At 70.9% G+C, this 21707-nt stretch carries 21 protein-coding genes; 6 read left to right on the top strand and 15 right to left on the bottom strand.

The window, feature by feature from the left end:
- Positions 1-7: 7 nt before the first annotated feature.
- Positions 8-1075 (bottom strand): L-glyceraldehyde 3-phosphate reductase, encoded by a 1068-nt coding sequence (gene mgrA / locus ACFY5A_RS17655; RefSeq protein WP_105672285.1) that lies wholly within the window; start codon positions 1073-1075, stop codon positions 8-10.
- Positions 1076-1084: 9 nt separating this feature from the next.
- On the bottom strand, positions 1085-1942 hold the full coding sequence (rsmA, locus tag ACFY5A_RS17650; protein ID WP_105672286.1) for a 16S rRNA (adenine(1518)-N(6)/adenine(1519)-N(6))-dimethyltransferase RsmA: 858 nt from the start codon (positions 1940-1942) through the stop codon (positions 1085-1087).
- A 36-nt stretch (positions 1943-1978) separates the two neighbouring features.
- Here rsmA and ACFY5A_RS17645 point away from each other — a divergent pair, with 36 nt between their 5' ends.
- Entirely contained in the window at positions 1979-3205 is a 1227-nt protein-coding gene (locus tag ACFY5A_RS17645) for an MFS transporter (RefSeq protein WP_387236193.1), read from the top strand.
- On the opposite strand, the gene ACFY5A_RS17640 is transcribed toward ACFY5A_RS17645, so the two are convergent.
- The 5 genes from ACFY5A_RS17640 to rsmI all read right to left on the bottom strand — a co-directional run bounded on the left by ACFY5A_RS17640 (position 3187) and on the right by rsmI (position 8761).
- Positions 3187-4062 carry a TatD family hydrolase gene (locus tag ACFY5A_RS17640; RefSeq protein ID WP_105672288.1) on the bottom strand — a complete coding sequence of 292 codons (876 nt, stop codon included), beginning with the start codon at positions 4060-4062 and terminating at the stop codon, positions 3187-3189. The two genes, ACFY5A_RS17645 and ACFY5A_RS17640, sit on opposite strands and share 19 nt — an antisense overlap.
- 93 nt (positions 4063-4155) lie before the next feature.
- On the bottom strand, positions 4156-5733 hold the full coding sequence (gene metG / locus ACFY5A_RS17635; RefSeq protein WP_387236190.1) for a methionine--tRNA ligase: 1578 nt from the start codon (positions 5731-5733) through the stop codon (positions 4156-4158).
- Positions 5734-5775: 42 nt separating this feature from the next.
- Positions 5776-7293, bottom strand: a complete 1518-nt coding sequence (locus ACFY5A_RS17630; RefSeq protein ID WP_387236187.1) for a molybdopterin-dependent oxidoreductase — start codon at positions 7291-7293, stop codon at positions 5776-5778.
- The gene (locus ACFY5A_RS17625) at positions 7290-7943 is read right to left on the bottom strand and encodes a class I SAM-dependent methyltransferase (RefSeq protein ID WP_387236184.1); all 654 of its coding nucleotides are present in this window, start codon (positions 7941-7943) and stop codon (positions 7290-7292) included. Before ACFY5A_RS17625 ends, ACFY5A_RS17630 begins: the two co-directional genes overlap by 4 nt.
- Positions 7940-8761, bottom strand: a complete 822-nt coding sequence (rsmI, locus tag ACFY5A_RS17620) for a 16S rRNA (cytidine(1402)-2'-O)-methyltransferase (protein ID WP_387236181.1) — start codon at positions 8759-8761, stop codon at positions 7940-7942. Before rsmI ends, ACFY5A_RS17625 begins: the two co-directional genes overlap by 4 nt.
- A 35-nt stretch (positions 8762-8796) precedes the next feature.
- On the opposite strand from rsmI, the gene ACFY5A_RS17615 reads away from it, so the two are divergent.
- Positions 8797-10350 carry a dolichyl-phosphate-mannose--protein mannosyltransferase gene (locus ACFY5A_RS17615; RefSeq protein ID WP_387236178.1) on the top strand — a complete coding sequence of 518 codons (1554 nt, stop codon included), beginning with the start codon at positions 8797-8799 and terminating at the stop codon, positions 10348-10350.
- Positions 10350-11240 (top strand): DUF2262 domain-containing protein, encoded by an 891-nt coding sequence (locus tag ACFY5A_RS17610; protein WP_387236175.1) that lies wholly within the window; start codon positions 10350-10352, stop codon positions 11238-11240. The genes ACFY5A_RS17615 and ACFY5A_RS17610 overlap by 1 nt, the downstream gene beginning before the upstream one ends.
- On the opposite strand, the gene ACFY5A_RS17605 is transcribed toward ACFY5A_RS17610, so the two are convergent.
- From ACFY5A_RS17605 to ACFY5A_RS17595, 3 genes are read right to left on the bottom strand one after another with little or no spacing between them, the layout of a single operon-like run.
- A complete protein-coding gene (locus tag ACFY5A_RS17605) occupies positions 11237-11719 on the bottom strand; it encodes an Lrp/AsnC family transcriptional regulator (RefSeq protein WP_105672295.1) in 483 nt (160 codons plus the stop codon). The genes ACFY5A_RS17610 and ACFY5A_RS17605 overlap by 4 nt on opposite strands.
- 3 nt (positions 11720-11722) lie before the next feature.
- On the bottom strand, positions 11723-13111 hold the full coding sequence (locus tag ACFY5A_RS17600) for an amino acid permease (protein WP_387236172.1): 1389 nt from the start codon (positions 13109-13111) through the stop codon (positions 11723-11725).
- Positions 13108-14169: a histidinol-phosphate transaminase gene (locus ACFY5A_RS17595; protein WP_387236169.1), complete on the bottom strand. Its 1062-nt coding sequence runs from the start codon at positions 14167-14169 to the stop codon at positions 13108-13110. The genes ACFY5A_RS17600 and ACFY5A_RS17595 overlap by 4 nt, the downstream gene beginning before the upstream one ends.
- Positions 14170-14479: 310 nt before the next feature.
- Between ACFY5A_RS17595 and trpS the strand changes: the two genes are divergently transcribed.
- Together trpS and ACFY5A_RS17585 are read left to right on the top strand one after the other, a co-directional pair.
- On the top strand, positions 14480-15529 hold the full coding sequence (trpS, locus tag ACFY5A_RS17590; RefSeq protein WP_387236166.1) for a tryptophan--tRNA ligase: 1050 nt from the start codon (positions 14480-14482) through the stop codon (positions 15527-15529).
- 22 nt (positions 15530-15551) lie between these two features.
- Complete coding sequence (locus ACFY5A_RS17585) at positions 15552-15770, top strand: hypothetical protein (protein WP_105672299.1); 219 nt, start codon at positions 15552-15554, stop codon at positions 15768-15770.
- A 1-nt stretch (position 15771) separates the two neighbouring features.
- Here the strand turns inward: ACFY5A_RS17585 and ACFY5A_RS17580 are convergent, their stop codons facing one another.
- From ACFY5A_RS17580 to ACFY5A_RS17565, 4 genes are all read right to left on the bottom strand, one after another.
- A complete protein-coding gene (locus ACFY5A_RS17580) occupies positions 15772-17571 on the bottom strand; it encodes a thioredoxin domain-containing protein (RefSeq protein WP_387236163.1) in 1800 nt (599 codons plus the stop codon).
- Between the two features lie 25 nt (positions 17572-17596).
- A complete protein-coding gene (msuE, locus tag ACFY5A_RS17575) occupies positions 17597-18166 on the bottom strand; it encodes an FMN reductase (RefSeq protein ID WP_105672420.1) in 570 nt (189 codons plus the stop codon).
- Between the two features lie 76 nt (positions 18167-18242).
- The gene (locus tag ACFY5A_RS17570) at positions 18243-19079 is read right to left on the bottom strand and encodes an aldo/keto reductase (protein WP_223586111.1); all 837 of its coding nucleotides are present in this window, start codon (positions 19077-19079) and stop codon (positions 18243-18245) included.
- A 20-nt stretch (positions 19080-19099) separates the two neighbouring features.
- Complete coding sequence (locus ACFY5A_RS17565; protein WP_223586110.1) at positions 19100-19687, bottom strand: TetR/AcrR family transcriptional regulator; 588 nt, start codon at positions 19685-19687, stop codon at positions 19100-19102.
- A gap of 79 nt (positions 19688-19766) precedes the next feature.
- Here ACFY5A_RS17565 and ACFY5A_RS17560 point away from each other — a divergent pair, with 79 nt between their 5' ends.
- Complete coding sequence (locus tag ACFY5A_RS17560) at positions 19767-20552, top strand: SDR family NAD(P)-dependent oxidoreductase (protein WP_105672301.1); 786 nt, start codon at positions 19767-19769, stop codon at positions 20550-20552.
- Between the two features lie 5 nt (positions 20553-20557).
- Here ACFY5A_RS17560 and ACFY5A_RS17555 read toward each other — a convergent pair whose 3' ends face one another.
- On the bottom strand, positions 20558-21694 hold the full coding sequence (locus ACFY5A_RS17555) for a heparan-alpha-glucosaminide N-acetyltransferase domain-containing protein (protein ID WP_387236158.1): 1137 nt from the start codon (positions 21692-21694) through the stop codon (positions 20558-20560).
- Between the last annotated feature and the right edge of the window lie 13 nt (positions 21695-21707).

The following is a 21707-nucleotide window of genomic DNA, read 5'->3' as shown; positions in this document are numbered from 1 at the left end:
GACCCGCTCAGAGCTCCGAGGACTTCGCCCACAGGTTCACGTCGATCGCGCCGGCCAGCTCATCGATGCGCGCGAGCTCCTCGACGGTCAGCTCCGGACCGTTCACCGCGGCGATGTTCTCGTCGAGCTGCTCCGGACGGGAGGCGCCGATGAGCGCCGAGGCCACCACCGGGTCGCGCAGCGTCCACTGCAGCGCGAGCTGGGCCAGCGACTGGCCGCGCTCGCGCGCGACCTCGTTCAGCGCGCGGAGCGTCTGCACGGCCTCCTCGGTGAGAGGGGCGTCCGGCAGCGATCCGCGCTTCTGCGCCCGGGTCGCCGTGCCGTCGCCGAGGTACTTGTCGGTGAGCAGCCCCTGCGCGAGCGGGGTGAAGGCGATCGCGCCGAGCCCGCTCTCCCGGAGGGTGTCGGTCAGGCCGTCCTCGACCCAGCGATTCAGGATCGAGTAGGCCGGCTGGTGGATGACCAGCGGGGTGCCGAGCTCCCTCGCCACCTCGACGGCCTCCGCCGTGCGCTCCGCGCTGTACGAGGAGATGCCGACGTAGAGCGCCTTGCCCTGACGGACGAGCGTGTCCAGCGCGCCGACGGTCTCGGCGATGGGCGTCACGGGGTCGACCCGGTGCGAGTAGAAGATGTCGACGTAGTCGAGCCCCATCCGGGTCAGCGACTGCTCGGCGCTCGCGAGGATGTACTTGCGGCTCGCGAAGTCGCCGTAGGGGCCGGGCCACATGTCCCATCCCGCCTTCGACGAGATGATGAGCTCATCGCGGTACGGACGGAAGTCCTCGGCGAAGATGCGGCCGAAGTTCTTCTCCGCTGATCCGTAGGGCGGGCCGTAGTTGTTCGCGAGGTCGAAGTGCGTGATGCCGTTGTCGAACGCGTGACGCAGCAGCGCGCGCTGGTTGTCGAGCGGGATGTTGTCGCCGAAGTTCCACCACAGGCCGAGCGAGATCGGCGGGAGGTACAGGCCAGAGCTGCCGACCTGGCGGTAGCCGAACCGCTGGTAGCGGCTCTCGTCGGCCGCATACGGGCGATGCAGTTCGGGGACGTCGGGTCGGAAGCGCGGAGACTCTGTCACCGTGCCAGATTAGTCCTCCGCGGCGGACAGGGCGTGCTGAGCGATGCGCTGATAGTCATCGACCGTAAGATCCTCGCCGCGCGCCGTCGGGGCGACGCCGGCGGAGACGAGCACGGCGGATGCCGCGGCGGAGCTGCCGAAGAGCCCGGACAGCGCCTGGCGGAGCATCTTGCGACGCTGGTTGAAGGCCGCGTCCACGATCTCGAAGGTGCGCCGTCTCTCCTCGATCGGGCCGCGCTCGCCCTCGGCGCGGTCGAACCCGACCAGGAGGCTGTCGACGTTCGGCACGGGCCAGAAGACCTGGCGCGACACGGTGCCCGCGAGCTTCCACTCGCCGTACCAGGCCGCCTTCACACTGGGGGCGCCGTAGATCTTGGACCCCGGCTTCGCCGCGATCCGCTCGGCGACCTCGGCCTGGACCATGACCACCCCGCGCTGCAGATAGTCGAAGTTCTCCAGGAAGTGCAGCAGCACGGGGACCGAGACGTTGTAGGGCAGGTTCGCGACCAGCACCGTCGGCTCGCCGGGCAGCTCGGTGATGCGCAGCGCATCCGCGTCCACCACCGTCAGCCGCTCGGGGTCGACCCCGTGCTCGACGGCCGTCTGCGCGAGACGGGCGGCGAGACGGTGATCGATCTCGACGGCGGTGACGGATGCCCCCGTCTCGAGGATCGCGAGGGTCAGCGACCCGAGGCCGGGACCGACCTCCACGACGCGCTCCCCCGGCTGCACGCGGGCCGCGTGCACGATCTTGCGCACGGTGTTGGCGTCGACGACGAAGTTCTGTCCGAGCTTCTTGGTGGGGGTGACGTCGAGCTCGGCGGCAAGACTGCGGATCTCGGTGGCGCCGAGGAGGGTGACGGTCATCCTCCCATTGTCCCCTACCCTCAGTAGTCTTCTGGGATGCCCTCCATCGGTGAACTGATCGCGCCCCGCCGCATGGGTCGGGACTTCCGGTGGCTGCTGGCGTCGTCGTGGACGAGCAACGTCGGAGACGGGGTGGCTCTCGCCGCCGCTCCCCTGCTGATCGCGTCGATGACGTCCTCGCCGATCCTCGTCGCCGCCGGCGCCATCCTGCAGTTCCTGCCGTGGCTGGTCTTCGGCCTGCACGCGGGGGCCATCGCCGACCGCTTCGACCGCCGCCGCCTGGTGATGATGGCCAACACGGCGAGAGCGGTCGTGCTGCTCGCCCTGTGCGTCTTCCTCGTGACGGGCACCGCGAACATCTGGGTCGTGCTCGCGGTGGCGTTCCTGTACGGCACGGCCGAGGTGTTCGTCGACACCGCGGGCAGCACGCTGCTGCCCATGCTGGTGCAGCCGGCCGACCTCGGGATCGGCAACGCACGACTGCAGGCCGGATACCTCGTGGCGAACCAGTTCGCCGGCCCTCCCCTCGGCGCGTTCCTCTTCGCCGCGGGCACGGCGTGGCCGTTCCTGCTGGAGGTCGTGTGCGTGGGGTTCGCCGTCGTGCTCATCTCCCGCATGGCGAAGACGCCGGTGCCGCCGCGCGAGACCCACGCCCCCGTGCACACCGACATCGCAGAGGGCGTGCGCTGGCTGTGGCGCAATCCCCCGGTGCGGATGCTCGTGCTGATCATCCTGCTCTTCAACGTCACGTGGGCCGCCCCGTGGGGCGTGCTGGTGCTCTACGCGACCGAACACCTGCACATGGGCGCCGTGGGCTACGGCGCCCTCACGACGGCATCGGCGGCCGGCGGTCTGCTCGCCACGGTGAGCTTCGGCTGGCTGGAGCGCCACGTGTCGTTCGCGACGCTCATGCGCGTGGTGCTGTCGCTCGAGGTGGTCATGCACCTCGCGTTCGCCCTCACCACCGCGGGCTGGGTCGCCCTGATCATCATGTTCGTCTTCGGTGCGTACGCGTTCGTGTGGGGCACGATCTCCACGACCGTCCGGCAGCGGCTCGTCCCCGCGGCTCTGCAGGGCAGGGTGGCCTCGGTCAACATGGTCGGGGTGTTCGGTGGCATGGTCATCGGCCAGGCGCTCGGCGGAGTGATCGCCGAGGTGTGGGGTCTCACCGCGCCGTGGTGGTTCGCCTTCGCCGGAGCGGCCCTCACGCTGCTGTTCGTGTGGCGGCCGATCTCCGCCATCGTTCAGGCGAAAGCGCCGTAGACGCGGAGCGTGTTGGCGGCCAGCTGCGCGCACAGCTCGTCGACGTCGACCTCGAGCTCGGCGGCCATGAAGCGCACCGTGATCGGCACGAGGTAGGGCGCGTTCGGGCGCCCGCGCAGCGGAGTCGGGGTGAGGAACGGCGCGTCCGTCTCGACGAGGATGCGCTCGATCGGGGTGACCTTGAGCGCATCGCGGAGGTTCTGCGCGTTCTTGAAGGTCACGTTGCCGGCGAACGACAGGTGGTAGCCGGCATCCGCGCACGTCCTCGCCATGACGTCGTCGCCGGAGAAGCAGTGGAAGACCGTGCGCTCGGGGGCGCCGACCCTCGTCAGCGTCTCCAGCACGGCGTCGTGCGCGTCGCGATCGTGGATCTGCATCGCGATGCCGTGCTTCTTCGCGAGCGCGATGTGCGCCTCGAACGACTCGAACTGCGCATCCCTGCGGTCGGGCTCCGTGCGGAAGAAGTCGAGCCCCGTCTCGCCGATCGCACGCGTGCGGGGGTGCGCCGCGAGCTCGTCGATCACCGCGATCGCCTCGTCGAGGCGCCCCTGCTCCGCGTACACCGGGGCGTCGTTGGGGTGGATCGCCACGGCCGCGAGGACGCGGGGGTCGGATGCCGCCGCCTCAACCGCCCACCGCGACGACTCGATGTCACCCGAGGCCTGCACGACACCGGCGATGCCGACGGCCTGCGCCCGATCGAGCTGCTCCGTCAACGAGAGCGGCTCGTCGCCGTCGAGGATCTCCAGGTGCGCGTGGTTGTCGTACACCGGGACGGCGAGGGGCTCAGGAGCCGCGGGGTACCGCAGATCCTTGCGCCCGTCGCCGTCCCGGGACTGCACGTAGGTGTGAGCCACAGCGTTTCGTCTCCTCGCTTCGCTCGTCGCTCAACGACCGGGTGGTTCCTCATCCCGTTCGTTGAGCGAGCGAAGCGAGACGAAACGCAGGTGTCAGACGGTCGACTCCACCCGCGGGAACAGCGGTGCGAGACCGTTGACGCTCGTGCCGGGGCGCAGCACACCCCAGGCTCCGGCCTCGCGGATCGGCTGGTCCTGCAGACGTCCGAGCGTCTCGGCCGCGCCCAGCGCGATCCACAGCTTCTCGGTCGACTTCGGCATCACCGGCGAGAGCAGCACGGCGAGGGCGCGCAGCCCCTCCGCGCACGTGTACAGCACGGTGCCGAGGCGGGCGCGCTGATCCTCGTCGCGGGCCAGCGCCCACGGCTCGTTCTCGGTGATGTAGCCGTTGAGCGCGTCGACGATGGTCCAGATCTCCTTGATGGCCTCGTCGATGCGGAACTGCTCGATCGCGGCGTCCGCGTTCGACGCGGCATCCGCGACGATCCGCTGGATCTCCAGGTCCTTCTCGGTGTACTCGGCCGCGGGCGGCACGATCCCCTCGAAGTACTTCTCGATCATCGCCGTGGTGCGCGAGGCCAGGTTGCCGAACCCGTTGGCGAGCTCGGCCTGGTAGCGGGCCGACAGGTCCTCCCAGGAGAACGATCCGTCCTGCCCGAACGCGATCGCCGACAGGAAGTAGAAGCGGTACGCGTCGGAGCCGAAGACGTCGGTGATCTCGGTCGGCGCGATGCCGGTGAGCTTCGACTTGGACATCTTCTCGCCGCCGACGAGCAGCCAGCCGTGCGCGAACACGCCCTTGGGCACGTCGAGCCCCGCGGCCATCAGCATCGCGGGCCAGATGACGGCGTGGAAGCGGAGGATGTCCTTGCCGACCACGTGGTACGCGGGCCAGCGACGGGCGAACATCTCCTCGTCCTCGCCGTAGCCGACGGCGGTGGCGTAGTTGAGCAGCGCGTCGACCCACACGTAGATGACGTGGGAGCTGTCCCACGGGACCTCGATGCCCCAGTCGAACGCGGACCGCGAGATCGACAGGTCCTTGAGGCCCTGGCGCACGAACGAGACGACCTCGTTGCGCGCCGACTCGGGGCGCACGAAGTCGGGCTCGGTCTTGTACAGCTCGAGCAGGCGGTCCTGGAACTCGCTGAGCTTGAAGAAGTAGTTCTTCTCCTGAAGCAGCTCCAGCGGCTTCGAGTGGATCGCGCAGACCTTCAGCCCCTCGAACGGTCCGGTGCCGTCGAGGATCTCGGACTCGGGCTTGAACTCCTCGCAGCCCACGCAGTACAGCGCCTCGTACTCGCCCGCGTAGATGTACCCGCGGTCGTAGATGGCCTGTACGAACTTCTTGACGCGCTCCTCGTGCCGCGCCTGCGTGGTGCGGATGAAGTCGTCGTTCGCGACGTCGAGGGTCGCCAGCTGCGGGAACCATGCCTCGGTGACGAGCTTGTCGACCCACTCCTGCGGCGTGACGTTGTTCGCCGCCGCGGCGCGGAGCATCTTCTGCCCGTGCTCGTCGGTGCCCGTCAGCATCCAGGTGTCGTCACCGCCCTGGCGGTGCCAGCGCGCGAGCGCGTCGACAGCCACCGACGTGTACCCGTGGCCGATGTGAGGCACATCGGAGGGGTAGTAGATGGGCGTGGTGATGTAGAACGATTCGCCTGCGGGCATGGGGACAATTCTAGGTGGGATGCCGAGGGTCGTTACGCCGCGTCAGCGCACCGTCACCGAGATGCGGTGCCACCCCGTGGCGCCGTCCGGAGCAGGAGGCGCGAGCGCGTCGGTCTGCGTGACGCCGTCGGCGCCGACCGCCCGGCATTCGATGTCGTGCTGCCCGCTCTCGGCCGCCCACGGGAGGCTCCACTGCACCCAGGTGTCGTCGGAGATGGCCGTCGCGAGCGTCGCGGGCCGCCACGGTCCTCCGTCGATGCGCACCTCGACGCCGCGGACGCCGACGTGCTGCTGCCAGGCCATGCCGGCGATGACCGTGTCGCCCGCGTCGACCGAGCCGCGCGGCACGTCGATGCGCGACTGCAGCTTGATGGGTCCGCGCTCCGACCACCCCCGGGTCGTCCAGTACGCCGTCGCGCGGTCGAAGCGGGTGACCTCGAGCTCGGTGACCCACTTCGTCGCCGACACGTAGCCGTAGAGCCCCGGCACCACGAGCCGCACGGGAAAGCCGTGCGGGATGGGCAGCGGCTCGCCGTTCATCCCGATCGCGAGCAGCGCATCGCGATCGTCGGTGAGCGCTTCGAGCGGGGTGGACGCCGTGAAGCCGTCGATCGACGTGGACAGGACCATGTCGGCATCCGCATCCACCCCGGCGCGGGCGAGCACCTCTCGCACGGGGAGGCCGAGCCACCGCGCGTTGCCGATGAGATCGCCGCCGACGGTGTTGGAGACGCACGCGAGCGTCACATCGGCCTCGGTGAGCGGCGAGGCGATCAGCTCGTCCCACGTGAGCACGACCTCCCGATCGACCATCCCGTGCACCCGCAGCGACCAGTCCTTCGGGTCGACCTGGGGAACGACGAGCGCCGTGTCGATGCGGTAGAAGTCGGCGTTCGGCGTGACGACCGGCGCCAGGCCGGGGATGCCGAGCTCCGCGGTCGCAGGGACGGCCGGCGCCGACGTCGCGGGCGCGGGCAGTCGGAGGGCGGCGCGCACGGCCTCGACGGCCCTGGATGCTCCCGTCGCGATGCGCGACGCCGCGACGGCCAGGAGGCCCGCGGCCGTCGCAGCTCCCGTCCAGATGAGGAACCGCCGCCGATCCTGGTCCTGGGCGCTCTCCTGCTCGGTCTCGCCGAGAGACACGAGCGCGCGCAGCGTCATCGCTCCGGCGCCGCCCGCGACGAGGGAGGGCAGCGCCGCCAGCAGGCCGAGGTCGGTGCGGATGACGGCGATGACCGCACCGGCGACGCCGATCGCCGCGACGACGGCCGCGCCGACGGAGCGACGCCGTCGCTCCAGCATCCCCGCACCGAAGGCGACGGCCGCGAGGACGATGGCGATCCCGGTGAGCAGGGCGATCTTGTCCCCCGTGCCGAACAGGGCGATCGCCGTGTCCTTCGCCCAGGCCGGGGCGAGGTCGATCAGCGCGCCGCCGACCGCGGCGAACGGGCTGGCCGACGCGGCGAAGAACGCGGCGACGAGCTCGCCGAGGCCGGCGCCGAGCAGCACGGCGACGATGCCGAGCACCCCCGGCCGAAGCCCCGATCGCCTGCGCGTCATGGAGAGAGCGTACGCTCTCGCCGCGTCGACGGAGAGCGGACCGCCGCGACCGCCGCATGCGGGCGCACGCTGATCTCCGCCGCGTCGCACCCGCGGACCTCGGTGCGTGTCACCTCGAATCCGGCATCCGCGAGCATCTCACCCACGGTCGCCGGCGTCCAGAACCAGGCCGGCGCCACACGATGGTCGAAACCCTGCCGCGACGGCCCGTCGAAGAAGCCGAGCAGAAGACCTCCGCCGGGCGCGAGCGCGCGGGCGAACTCCGCGAGCACGGCGGGGACGTCGTCCGGTTCGGTGTGGATCAGCGAGTACCAGGAGAGGATGCCGCCCAGCGAGCCGTCCTCGACGGGGAGCGCGCGGAACGAGCCGACGTCGAACCTCAGCTGCGGGTGCGCGGCGCGAGCCGCGGCGATGAACGCGGCCGACAGGTCGATGCCGCGCACCTCGCGTCCCCCTCGGGCGAGGAACTCCGCCCACAACCCCGGACCGCATCCGGCGTCGAGGAGCGGACCGGAGCACGTGTCCCGCCACTGCGCGATCGTGTCACGGTCGCGCTGATCCATCTGCGCGAGCGTGCCGGCCACATCGATGTACTGGTCCGCACGCTCGTCGTAGGCGGCGCCGACCGCGGCATCCGCGGAGAGCGTCACGGCTTCTTCGCGGCGAGCGCGGCCTGGTACAGATCGCGCGAGGACAGGCCGGTGAGTCCGGCGACCTCGGCAGCGGCCTCCTTCAGCCTGACGCCCGACGCCACGAGCGACTGCACCTGCGCCAGCGCGTCGTCGGGCGAGGCCTCGCGGCGCGGTGCGCCCTCGACGACGACCACGATCTCGCCCTTCACGCCGTCGGCGGCCCACGCTGCGAGCTCGGATGCCGAGCCGCGGCGCACCTCCTCGTAGAACTTGGTCAGCTCGCGGCACACGGCGATCCGCCGGTCGTCTCCGAAGGCGGCGCCCATGTCGGCCAGCGACGAGGCGAGCCGGGACGGGGACTCGAAGAACACCATGGTGCGCGGCTCTGCGGCGAGCGCGCGGAGCGTCGAACGCCTCTCCCCCGGCTTGCGAGGGAGGAAGCCCTCGAAGGTGAAGCGGTCGGTCGGCAGGCCCGAGATCGCGAGCGCCATGAGCACCGCGCTCGGGCCGGGGATCGCCGTGACCGTGACCCCCTGGGCGACGGCCTCGGCGACGAGACCGTAGCCGGGGTCGCTGATGGCCGGCATCCCTGCATCGCTCACCACGACGACGTCCGATTCGAGGGCGAGTGCCGCGAGCTCACCGGCCTTCTGCTTCTCGTTGTGGTCGTGCAGGGCGATCAGCCTCGGGCGGTTCGCGATCTGCAGCGCCTGCAGCAGCCGGCCGGTCGTGCGGGTGTCCTCCGCGACCACGACCTCGGCGTTCTCCAGCACCTCGATGAGGCGGCGAGAGACGTCGCCGAGATTTCCGATGGGCGTGGCGGCGAGGATGATCACACGCTCAGCCTATGCGCGTTGTCTAGGCTGTACCCGTGACCGCGCCCGTGCCCCTGCTGCCCGCCCCCGAGGAGCGCCTCACCCGCTACGGACAGCTGCGCGACAGCATCCTGCGCAGCCCCGACTGGGGGCGGATGATCCACTGGTTCGCGCCGCTGGTCATCACCCTGCTCGCCGGTGTGCTGCGACTGGTGAACCTCGGGCACCCCCATCAGCTGGCCTTCGACGAGACCTACTACGTCAAGGACGCCTGGTCGCTGTGGACCCTGGGGTACGAGGGGACGTGGGGTGAGAACGCGAACGAGGCGTTCATCACGCTGCAGCAGCTCCCGCTCGACGCGAAGGGCGCGTTCATCGTCCACCCGCCTCTGGGCAAGTGGCTGATCGCTCTCGGCATGGCTCTCGGCGGACCCGACAACAGCGTCGGCTGGCGCCTCGCCACCGCTCTCCTCGGCACCGGGACCGTGCTGCTCACCTACCTCATCGCGCGCAGGCTCACCGGCTCGGTCGTCGTGGCGACGGTCGCGAGCGGGCTGCTCGCGATCGACGGGCTCAGCATCGTGCTCTCGAGGATCGCCCTCCTCGACGGCATCCTCACCTTCTTCATCATGCTCGGCGTCCTGTTCGTCCTGTACGACAGGGAGCGCACGATCCCTGTCCTGGAGCGCAGGGACGACGACGCCCCCGATCCGATGTGGGGGCGCGTGCTCTGGCGGCGCCCGTGGCTCGTCGCCGCCGGGCTCGCCTTCGGCGCCGCGTGCGCCGTGAAGTGGTCGGGGCTGTACGTCCTCGCGGCCTTCGGACTCTACGTCGTGGTGACGGATGCCCTCGCCCGGCGCCGGGCGGGAGTCGTGCTGTGGCCGACCGCCGCCGCCTTCAAGCAGGGCCCCGTGTCGTTCGTGCTCCTGGTGGTCCCGGCGTTCGCCGTGTACCTCGCGAGCTGGACGGGCTGGCTCGTCACCTCTGGCGGCTACAACCGCGACCTCGACCCGAACCCCTTCGCCTCCCTCTGGCGCTACCACCAGGCGATCCTGAACTTCCATGTCGGCCTCACCAGCGGGCACCCGTACGCGAGCCCCGCGTGGGAGTGGCCCCTCCTGCTGCGTCCCACCGCGGTGTGGGTCGGCGCCGAACCCAGCGGGTGCGGCACCGACCACTGCATCGCGGTGATCTCCAGCATCCCGAACCCGCTCATCTGGTACGCGGCGGTGGCGGCATCCGTCTACCTGCTCTACCGTCTGGTGCGCAGCTGGATCGCGAAGCAGCCGCTCGACCCCGCGCTCACCTACCCGCTGATCGGGCTGGCCGCGACCTACGTGCCGTGGCTGCTGTTCCCCGAGCGCACGATCTTCCAGTTCTACACGGTCGCGATGATGCCGTTCATGGTGATCGGGCTCGCCGTCACGATGCGCGTGATCGCGGGGCGCCGTGAGGATCCTCTGCACCGGCGGCAGTCGGGTGAGCGCACCGTGCTGATCTTCCTGGCGTTCGCGGTGCTCGTCTCGGCGTTCTTCTACCCGGTGTGGACCGGCATGAGCGTGCCCTACGACTTCTGGCTGCTGCACAACTGGCTGCCGGGCTGGGTGTGATGGACGCCGCTCACCAGCTCGCCCTGCAGGATCAGAAATTCGCGCAGAGCACCGAGGACATCACCGTCGTCACGGGCCCCAACGGCGTCTCCGCTTCGAAGCACGGCGCACAGCACCCGTCCGGACCGGCCGAGCTGTGGGCCGCGTCGATCGAGATCGCGGCCTGGATCGACGGGGACATCGACGCCGGCGCTCCCCTCATCAGCGAGAGCTGCCGACTGGAACAGCTCGTCGACGACGACGGCCTGGCCACTCTGCGCGGGCGGCTCACCGGCGACAGCATCCTGACCGTGCGGGTGCGGCGCTCGAACGGCTACCTCTCCCCCGAGGAGGCCGATGCGCGACGCCAGCTCGAAGAACGAGGCTTCTCGTTCGCCGACCCGCGCCGCTTCCTCCTGGTCGAGGTTCTTCCCGCCAGGTCCGTCCCCGCGCTGGAGTCGTTCCTCGCGGCGCGGACGACGCCGAAGACCTTCCTGTCCGCCGATCTCGGCGCGCTGACCGAGGACCGCTCCACGGGGTGGTACTCGATGCGGCGGGGGTGGATGGGACACGACGCCGAGGTGTCGATCGTCTCGTCGACGGATGCGCGGATGGCGACGATGTGCGGCACGATCGCCACGCTCCTCTCCGCACCCTCGGAGTGGCAGTCGGCGGCCACGGGGTTCGCCGCCGAGGCGCTCCTCGCGCTATACAACGAGAGCTGGGCGGAGAGCGAGGAGGCGCGGCTGACGGGCGACGAGTTCGCCGCCCGGTTGCGACTCATCTCGATCCACGTCGCGCACGACGACGGCTCGTTCTCGCTGGAGTTCGATGACGCGGACATGTTCGGCGGGCACGGCGTGCATCTGGACGGCACGCTGACCGGCGAGTTCTCGAACGCGGGTATCTAGCCGTTCTCCGCCTCGGCGACGTGCTCGACGAGCGGGAGCACGCGGCCGGACAGGTGGGTGCGCATCGCGATCGAGGATGCTGTGCGCGCCACCCCCGGCACCAGCGCCACCCTGTCGAGGACCTCCTGCAGCTGGGCGGCGTCCCGAGCGACGAGGCGCAGCTGCATGTCACTCGCCCCGGTGACGGTGTGCATGTCGACGATCTCGGGCACTGCGTCGGCGAGGGCGACCGCGACCTCGTCGTGGCCGACCTTCTGGTCGATCTCCACCAGGCAGAACGCCACGACCGCGTAGCCGAAGCCGGCGGGGTCGAGCTGCGGCACGATCGCCTGGATCACGCCTCCCTCGTGCAGACGCGCGAGCCTGCTCGTCGCGGTGCCCCTGGCGACGCCGAGCCGCCGTGCGCACTCGAGGATCGGCAGCTGCGGCTCCTCGGTGAGCAGGCGGATCAGCGCCGCATCGAGACGGTCGATCCGCACGGGCTACTCCCGCACCACGCCGGGCCGTGCGACGCCGCGCGTGAGGCGGGCGACGACGAGGAGCACCGCGGTGAGGCCGATCGTGAGCAGCAGCTGCACGCGGGCGCCCTCGTCGATCATCGCGAGGGCGATGACGACGCCGAGCAGCACCAGGCACACCCACGACAGCCACGGGAAGCCCCACATCCGCATCGGCATCGCCTCGCCGTCGCGGTCGGCGCGACGACGGAGGATGATCTGCGACACGGCCGTCGCGGTCCAGATGACCAGGATCGTCGAGCCGACGACGTTGAGCAGCGCGGGCAGCACGGCGTCGGGGTAGATCCAGTTCAGTGCCACGGTCACGAAGCCGAACGCCACCGAGGCGAGCACGGCGATGTAGGGCACGCCCTTGACGCTCGTGCGGGTGGCGACGAGGGGGGCGAGGCCGCGCTCCCCGAGCGAGTACGCCATGCGCGAGGCGCCGTAGATGTTCGCGTTCATGGCCGAGAGCAGCGCGATGACGACGATGAGGTCCATCACGAGCCCCACGCCGGGCACGTTCAGCGTGTCGAGCACCGCGGAGAACGGCCCCTTCTTCACCGCCGGGTCGTTCCACGGGAGCACCGCGACGATCACGAAGATCGAGCCGACGTAGAAGATGAGGATGCGCACGAGCACCTCTCGGACGATGCGGCGGATGTTGCGAGAGGGGTCATCGGACTCCGCCGCGGCGATGGCCACGACCTCGGTGCCGCCGAACGCGAACACCACGATGAGCAGCGCGGCGGCGATCCCTGTCATGCCGCTCGGAGCGAAGCCGCCGTGGTCGACGATGTGGGAGACGCCCGTCGCGGGGACGCCGGGGATCAGCCCGACGATGGCGCACACGCCCACCACGAGGAAGGCGATGATCGCGGCGACCTTGATCGCGGCGAACCAGAACTCGAAGCGTCCGTAGTTGCGCACGCCGAACAGGTTCACCGCGGTGAGGGCGACGACGAAGACCAGCACCCAGGCCCAGGCCGGGATGCCGGGCACCCACTGGGCGATGATGCCGCCGGCACCCGTCGCCTCGGCGGCGATCACGACGACGAGCTGGATCCAGTACAGCCACCCCACGGCGCTGCCCGCGCTGCGGCCCATCGCCTTCTGCGCGTAGGAGCTGAACGCCCCGGAGCTGGGGCGGGCGGCGACCATCTCGGCGAGCATCGCCATCACGAGGACGACGATGCCGCCGGCGACGAGGTAGGAGACGAGCACGGCGGGACCCGCGATGCTGATCGCCTGGCCGGATCCGACGAACAGGCCGGCGCCGATCGCGCCGCCGAGCCCCATCATGGAGATCTGCCGACGGGTGAGTCCCGGATGCAGGCCCTTGGTCGTGGTCGTGGTGGTGGGCACCTCGGTCATACGGTCGCCTCCTTGCGAACGAGCGTGGCTGCCACGCGGTCGATGTCGTCGATGCCGCCGGACGAGATGCGCACGCCCTCGCCGGGGAAGGCGCGGGCGATCACGCCGCCCTCGTGGAGCAGCGCCTCCAGCTCCGAGGTGCGCTCCCCCGCGGGCACCCACACGAAGTTCGCCTGAGAGGCGACGGCCGGCCACCCGGCATCCACGAGGAGAGCCTGCAGGCGGTCGCGCTGAGCGACGACCTCCTCGATGCGCACGGCGAGCTCGTCCTCGGCATCCAGAGATGCCCTGGCCGCCGTCTGCGCGAGGTCGGTGACGCCGAACGGCACCGCGACCTTGCGCTGATTGTCGGCGACCTCGCGCGGGGCGATCGCGTAGCCGACGCGGAGACCGGCCAGCCCGTAGGCCTTCGAGAACGTGTGCAGCACCGCGACGTGCGGATGCCGTCGGAACAGCTCGATGCCGGCGCCGTAGCTGTCGGTGCGGTCGAAGTGCACGTACGCCTCGTCGATCACGACGAGGATGTCGTGCGGCACCGCGGCGACGAAGCGCTCCAGCTCCGCCGCGCTCACGACGGTGCCGGTGGGGTTGTTGGGGTTGCACACGAAGATCGCACGGGTGCGCGGGGTGATCGCGGCGAGCATCGCGTCGAGGTCGTGCGCGTGCTCGGCGTCCAGGGGCACGGCCACGGGGACGGCCCCGGCGATGCGCACGAGCGAGGGGTAGGCCTCGAACGATCGCCACGCGAACATCACCTCGTCGCCCTCGCCCGCGACGGCGTGGATGAGCTGTGCGGCGAGCTCCACCGAGCCCGCGCCCACCGTGACGAGCGCGGCGTCGACGTCGTACCTGGCCGCGAGGGCGTCGCGCAGCGCGGCGGCGCTCATGTCGGGATAGCGGTTGATCGTGCCGAGACGATCCTGCACGGCGGCCACCACCGAGGCGAGCGGCGGGTGCGGAGACTCGTTCGAGGAGAGCTTGGACGCGCCGGCCGGCGCCGAACGGCCCTGACGATAGGCGGGAACGGCCTCGAGGCCTGGACGGGTGGGGAGGGTCATCGTCAGAGCATCCTTGCTGAGATCGGAGGCGACCGGCGTCGGCCGCTGTCGCGCAACACTAGACCGGATGCCGCCCGCTGGGCAAACGGTGCAGCATTCCCTGCGCAGGGCGCGCAGCCGAGCGGGTACTTCCCTCGAATCGCTGAGCAGTCTGCACACTGATCCCCCCGACGTAGGATGGATGCATGCGTTCTCTCCTCTCGGTGAGCTGGCGGCTGCGGTAGCAGCCCTCTGACGCATGTCTCGCGGGCTGCACGGCGGCCCGCGACCCGCGGATGTCCGTTCGTGCACCCATCGACCTGGAGCACACATGGATTCCTTCACCGCGACCGCCGCACGCATGCCCTCCCTGGAGCGCCGCATCGCCGACGACCCGTCCGGCTTCCGCATCCTCACCGGAGAGCGCCCCACCGGCGCCCTCCACCTCGGCCATCACTTCGGCACGATCAGGGAGCGCGTGCGACTCCAGGAGCTCGGGGTCGAGACCTTCGTGATCCTCGCCGACTATCAGGTGATCACCGACCGCGACGCGTCGGACGGCGTCGCCGCGAACGTCCGCTCGGCGATCCTCGACTACCTGGCCGCGGGGCTCGACCCCGAGCACACGACGATCTTCACGCACTCCGCCGTGCCGGAGCTCAACCAGCTCGTGCTGCCGTTCCTCAGCCTGGTCAGCGAGGCGGAGCTGCACCGCAACCCGACCGTGAAGGCCGAGCACGCGGCATCCGGCAGGTCTCTGAGCGGACTGCTGCTGACGTACCCCGTGCACCAGGCCGCCGACATCCTCTTCTGCAAGGGCACCCTCGTGCCCGTGGGGAAGGACAACCTCCCCCACGTGGAGATCACCCGGCTCATCGCCCGACGGTTCAACGAACGCTACGCCGAGGTGTTCCCCGAACCCGAAGCGCTCGTGACGGAAACGCCGGAGCTGCCGGGACTCGACGGACGAAAGATGTCGAAGAGCTACGGGAACGCGATCTCCCTCTCGATGACGGCGGACGAGACGGCTGCCCTGATCCGCCGCACCCCGACCGATTCGGAGCGCCTCATCACCTTCGACCCCGAGCGACGCCCCGGAGTGTCGGGGCTGCTCCAGGCCGCGGCGGCATGCCTCGGCACGACCCCGGAGCGCGTCGCGGAGGAGGTCGGCGCGGCGGGCTCCTCCGGACTCAAGACCCTCGCGACCGAGGCCGTCAACGGCTTCCTCGCCGGGCATCGGTCCCGCCGGGCCGAGCTCGCCCAGGAGCCGGGTCTCGTCGACGACGTGCTGCGCAGGGGCAACGCCCGCGCCCGCTCGATCGCCGACGCCACCCTGCGCGAGGTCAGGTCCGCGATGGGCATGGGCTACGCCAACGTCTGATCTCACGGTCTACGATCGCCTCATGGCGGCCCCGGCAGGATTCGAGTACGTGGTGCGCGGAGGCGACGTCGTCATCCGCCACCACGGCACGACGGCGACCGTGCTGCGCGGAGCGACGGCCGCCGCCTTCCTCGCCGAGGTCGACGCCGGCGACCCGCAGCTGCTGATGGCGCGGGTCACCGGCAACTACCGCCGCGGCAACGAACGCGCGGCGAAGCGGCATCCGCGCAACGCGAGCTGACTCAGCGCGTCGCGACGACCTCCGCCGGATCGCTCACGGGGAGACGGCCCACGAACGCACGGCAGTCGTGCACGCGCTCCGGCACCGCGTCCTTGCCCTCGAACAGCTCGAACCCGGCCTCCGCGAAGGCGCGCGCCTGCGCGGGCGAGACCACGGCGACCGCCTCGGCATCCGCCGCGCGCGCCGCGACCGCGAGAGGGCCGTCCGGCGCCGATGTCACGGCGACGACCTGCCGCGGCGGATCGACGAGCCCCGCGGCCGCGCGCAGCATGCTGCCGTGCGCGAAGGGCTGCGCCACCGAGGCCGCGCCGTGGACGCGCACGATCTCGGACGCCGCCTCCCGATAGCGCTCCCCCGCTCCCAGCCGCCACGCCGTCAGAGCGGCCGCCGCCACGGCGGACGCATCCGACGGGAGGTCGCCGTCGGAGTGATCGGGTGAGGCGGCGATGCCCTGCGCGGACAGCAGCGGATCGCCCGCGACACCGGCGAGCGCCTGGTCGAGCAGCTCCCGCGCCGTGACCGCCCATGAGACCTCTCCTCTCGCCAGGGCGAGCGCGAAGAGCCCGTCGGCGAGCAGAGCGAGATCGGATGCCGTCGCGGCGGCGGACGACGGGATCCCCGCGAGCGATGTGCGCACGAGCCGGCCGTCCGGGGCGCGGTTGGCGCGCAGCACGGACTCCGCCGCCTCCGCCGCGGCGTCGATCCAGGTGCTCTCCCCGAGGCGGGCTCCCGCCCGTGAGAGCGCCCCGATCGCGAGTCCGTTCCAGCCCGTGATGATCTTGCCGTCGACCTCCGGGGGCTCGAGACCGGCGCGCTCCTGCGCGGTCCTCGCGTAGTAGCCGCCCTCGCTGCGGGTTCCGTCGATCCACGACTCCGAGTCCTGGGCGGCGCCGAACCCTCCACCCTCGCGGCGCAGGGAGCCCCGCAGGAACGAGACCACTCCCTCGGCCGTCGCATCGTCGCCCGAGGCGAGAGCGACGTCGAGAAGCTGCGCGTTGTCGGTCAGCATCCGCTCGTAGTGCGGCACCGTCCAGTCGCGCTGGGTGGCGTAGCGGAAGAACCCGCCGTCCCGATCCCGCAGTTCGGAGCCGACCATCGCGAGGAGCGCTCTCTCGGCGGCGGCGGCCGCCTCGGGAGCCTCCCGGCGCACCAGCGGCGTCTGCAGGAAGCTCAGCGCGGTCGCCACCGGGAACTTCGGCGCTCCGCCGAACCCTCCGTGGACCCGGTCCTCCCTATGGGCGATCGCCGTGGCCGCAGCGGCCAGGTCAGCGGCGGTCGGCAGGTCGGAGGGCGCCGACCCCGTCGCTCTCGCGAGCGCGGCGGACACCGCATCCGCCGACTCCTCCGCCTGCGCGCGCCGCAGCGTCCAGGCCTCCCGCACCGCCGCCAGCACCTCGCGGAACGACGGCATCGGCGGACGCGGCTCCGGCGGCCAGTAGGTGCCGGCGTAGAAGGCGCGGCCGCGCGGGGTCGCGAACACGGTGAGCGGCCAGCCGAGGCTCTGCGTGAAGGCGGATGCCGCCGCCATGTAGGCGCCGTCGACGTCAGGGTGCTCCTCCCTGTCGACCTTCACCGCGACGAACCCCTCGTCGATCAGCGCCGCGATGGCCGGATCGGCGAAGGACTCGCGCGCCATCACATGGCACCAGTGGCAGGTGGAGTAGCCGATCGAGATCAGCAGCGGCACATCCCGTCGCTGGGCCTCGGCGAAGGCCTCGGGACCCCAGGGGTACCAGTCGACCGGGTTCTCGGCGTGCGCGCGCAGGTACGGGCTGAGGGTGTCGGCGAGCCGGTTGGTCATAGCCTCACCGTACGCCGCCGTCGGATCAGCCGGCGAGCAGCTCCACGGGTCTCGTGGCCGCGTAGCCGACGAGGGGCAGCGCACGCTCAGCGGCGAGGGCGATCCTGCTGTGCAGGACCTCGGAGCTGATCTCGTACCCCGCGAAGTCCGTGTCGCTCGCGTACACGCCGAGCGGAAGCGTGAGCGCCTGGAAGAACGCGAACAGCGGACGCAGCTGGTGCTCGATGATCAGGGCGTGGCGCTCGCCGCCGCCCGTGGCAGCGAGGAGCACCGGCTTGCCGACGAGCTCGTACTGCCCCACGAAGTCGAACAGGTGCTTGAACAGACCTGTGAACGACGCCCGGTAGACGGGGCTGCCGACGATCAGCAGATCGGCCTTCTCGACCGCGAGGAGCTTGTCCTCCACCCGCGCGGGCAGCTGGTCGCGGCGCAGCGCACCGGCGAGGTCCGGACCGATGTCGGTGAGCTCGATGAGCTCGAACTCGATGTCGGCGCGCTCGGCGATCGCGGCGCCGATGGCGCGGATGAGAGCGGTGGTCTTGCTCGGTTCGTGCAGGGAACCCGAGACGGCGACGACACGGTAGGCAGCTGTCATGCCGACGAAGCTACCCGCGACGACGCCCTGTGTCGCGGGCCGCGACACAGGGCGTCATGCAAGGAACGAGAGGGACTCAGTTCACGTCGTCGGGGTGGGAGCCGACGCGGCCCGACCCGTCCAACGGGTCGAGTGCGTCGATCGCGGCGATCTCGTCCGCGGTGAGCTCGAAGCCGAAGACGTCGAGGTTCTCGCGCAGGCGCTCGGCGCGCACCGACTTCGGGAACACGATGTTCCCCTTCTGCAGGTGCCAGCGCAGCACCGCCTGTGCCGGGGTGACGCCGTGGGCGGCCGCGGCATCCGCGACAGCGGGCACGCCGAAGAGGTCGTACTTGCCCTGGCCGAGCGGACCCCACGCCTCGATGCGCACGTCGTGGGCTTCGGCCCACGCGACGACATCGCGCTGTTGGTAGGCCGGGTGCAGCTCGATCTGGTTCACCGCGGGCACGACCCCCGTCTCCGCCACCGTGCGCTCCAGGTGGGGCACCAGGAAGTTCGAGACGCCGATGCTGCGCGTGAGCCCCGCCTCGCGCAGCTCGATCAGCTTCGCGAAGGCGTGCACGTAGTCGTCCTTCGCCGGCGTCGGCCAGTGCACGAGATAGAGGTCGACGCTGTCGAGGCGCAGCTTGTCGAGGCTCTCGCGGATCGCGGCACGGGGCTCGTCGTCGTGGTGGCGGTCGTTCCACAGCTTGGTGGTGACGAACAGCTCCTCGCGCGGGATGCCGGATGCCGCGATCGCCGCCCCCACGCCCTCCTCGTTGCCGTAGATCGCGGCCGTGTCGATGTGCCGGTAGCCGATCTCGAGCGCCTCGCTCACCGCGCGCTCGGTCTCCGCCGGCGGCACCTTGAAGACGCCGTAGCCGAGCTGCGGGATGGAGTGGCCGTCGTTCAGTTCGAGAGCAGGAATCGTCATGATCTCCACCCTACGACCGCTCAGTCGAGCCCGGAGATCCCCGCGGACATGAGCCGGAACATCTCGACGGCGAGCACGTCGGGCCGTGGTCCGTCGTCGGTGGAGGCCCACTCCTCGAAGGCGATGCGGATCGCGTCGGTCGCGACGGCGGCGAGGATCCGCGCATCGGCTCCGGCCGCACCTCGGCCCTGCAGGATCTCCCTCAGCCGCCGTTCGGAGTCGTCGTTGACGCGCAGCCACACGTCGCGCAGCGCATCGTCGGACTCGATCCCGATCAGCAGCGCGCGCATGACCTGGAGGTCTCCCTCGCCGTCGGCGCCGAGTTGTCCGGCGATCACGGCGGGGATGCGCTCGCGGAGGGCACCGTCCCCCGCCTCCGCGAACGCCGCCTGCCAGCGGGCGGCGCCGACCGTGAGGATCGGCGCGATCGCGTCCTCCTTGCGCGCGAAGTAGCGGTAGAACGTGCGCACAGACACCCCGGCGCGCTGGGCGATCTGCTCGGCGGTGACCTGCGCCACGCTCTGCTCCGCGAAGAGGGCGGCCGCCGCGCCCGCGATGTCGCGCTCGGTCGCAGCCTTGCGCCGCGCGGTCAGGGTCTGCGTCTCCACCGCCCCAGAGTACTGGTTGGCACATCGTGCCACTCAGGCATATCCTGCCAGGTGATCACACATCGACGAAGGGAAGATCATGAACCGCTACGAAGGACGTCGGGCGCTCGTCACCGGCGGAGGCTCTGGCATCGGCCAGGCCACCGTGCTGCGGATGCTGAGCGAGGGCGGCAGCGTCGTCGCCGCCGACGTCAGCGCCGCCGGCCTCGACGACACGGTCGCGAAGGCAGGGGCGCTCTCCGACCGCCTCACCACCGTCACCATGGACATCGGAGACGAGGCGTCCGTCCGCGCCGGGGTCGCCGCCGCCGTCGAGGCCCTCGGCGGGCTCGACGTGCTCGTCAACGCCGCCGGCATCCTGCGCTCCTCGCACACGCACGAGACGACGCTCGACCAGTTCGAGCAGATCATCCGCATCAACCTGGTCGGCACGTTCCTCGTGATCCGCGAGGCGATCCCCGCGCTGCGCGACGGCGCCTCGTCGGCCGTGGTGAACTTCAGCTCGACGTCGGCCGGCTTCGCGCACCCCTACATGGCCGCCTACGCGGCCAGCAAGGGCGGCGTGCAGTCGATGACCCACGCGCTCGCCGCGGAGTACGCCAAGAGCGGCATCCGCTTCACGGCCGTGCAGCCGGGCTCGATCTCCTCCGGCATGACGGACGGCTCAGGCCAGAGCCGGCAGAGCGTGGGCCCCGGCCTGCCCGAGGACGCCGACATGAGCCTCTTCATGAAGCTCGCCCCCGCGATCGGCCAGGGCTTCGCCGGACCGGAGTCCGTCGCCGGCGTCGTCGCGATGCTGGCGAGCGAGGACGGCGCCTTCATCACCGGCACCGAAGTGCGCATCGACGGCGGCACGCACTTCTGATCGACTCACCTCGTCGGCACCGCAGCCATCGCCGTGGCCGCGGTGCCGACGAGCCGCTCCAGCGGACCACGTCCGAAGAAGATCGAGCACACGGTGGCGAGCAGGAGCAGGACGATGGCCGTGAGCGCCCAGAACGCGTTGCTCTGGATGAAGCCGCCGGGGCCCGCGATCAGCGACACCGACACGACGTGCAGGCTGTATGCCGACAGCGGCATGGACCCCAGGGCGCCGAGCGGCAGCAGCACCCGACGCAGCGGGCGGCTCAGCAGCAGGCACAGCGCGATCACCACGAGCACGAATCCCCCGGAGCCGAGGATCTCGGCTGTGCCCCCGGAGTGCGGGTACGACGCGAAGATCGCCGACAGCACGGCGCCGAAGGGATCGGCATCGGCCAGCGCGTCCGGATATCCGCTCCAGCCGTCGCCTCCCGACCACGCCCCCTCGGACTCCGACGTCCCGATGCCCGCGACCGCTCCGACCACCTCGAGCGCGAAGCCGATCACCGCGAGCCCGAGCCCGACGCCGAACGCGACGAGGGCGGTCTCGACGCGCTCGACCCGCAGACGGCCGAGTGCCAGGCCGCCGAGGACGAACGCCAACCAGACGGTGATCGGATAGGAGCCGTACAGGGCGAAGGAGATCCCCGCGCCGTAGGGATGCAGCGTCACGGCGGTGATCAGCGCCAGCACCGCGGGCCCGGCGACGGCGAGCAGCCCCGCGAGCAGGAGCAGGTGCGAGGGACGCCACCGCAGGAACGGGATGATCGCGACGTAGAGGATGCCGTAGAGGGTGAGGATCACCGCGATCGGGGTGTTGAACATCTCCAGCACCAGGCCGATCGCGAAGATGACGGCGCCCCGGCCGACGAGGTTGAGTCGCAGCGCCGGCATCCTGGCGGGATCCGGCAGCTCGCTGCGCCCGGTCATGAGCGCGATCGAGACGCCGGCGAGCACCGCGAAGAGGATCGACGAGCGGCCGTGCACGATCGCCAGCCAGGTCGAGGGGTCGAGCAGATCGAACTCCCCCGTCTCGCCGACGTGGGCGCCGGCCATGCCGAGGATCGCGAGGCCGCGGGCGATATCGAGCCCCAGGATCCGCGGAGGGAGGCCGAACTCGCGGAACCATCGCAGCACTCTCGTCACCCGATGATCGTAT

Origin of the sequence: Microbacterium sp. NPDC012755 (assembly GCF_042901325.1) — a bacterium.
GTDB lineage: Bacteria > Actinomycetota > Actinomycetes > Actinomycetales > Microbacteriaceae > Microbacterium > Microbacterium natoriense.
This window is presented reverse-complemented; position numbering and strand designations above follow the sequence as displayed.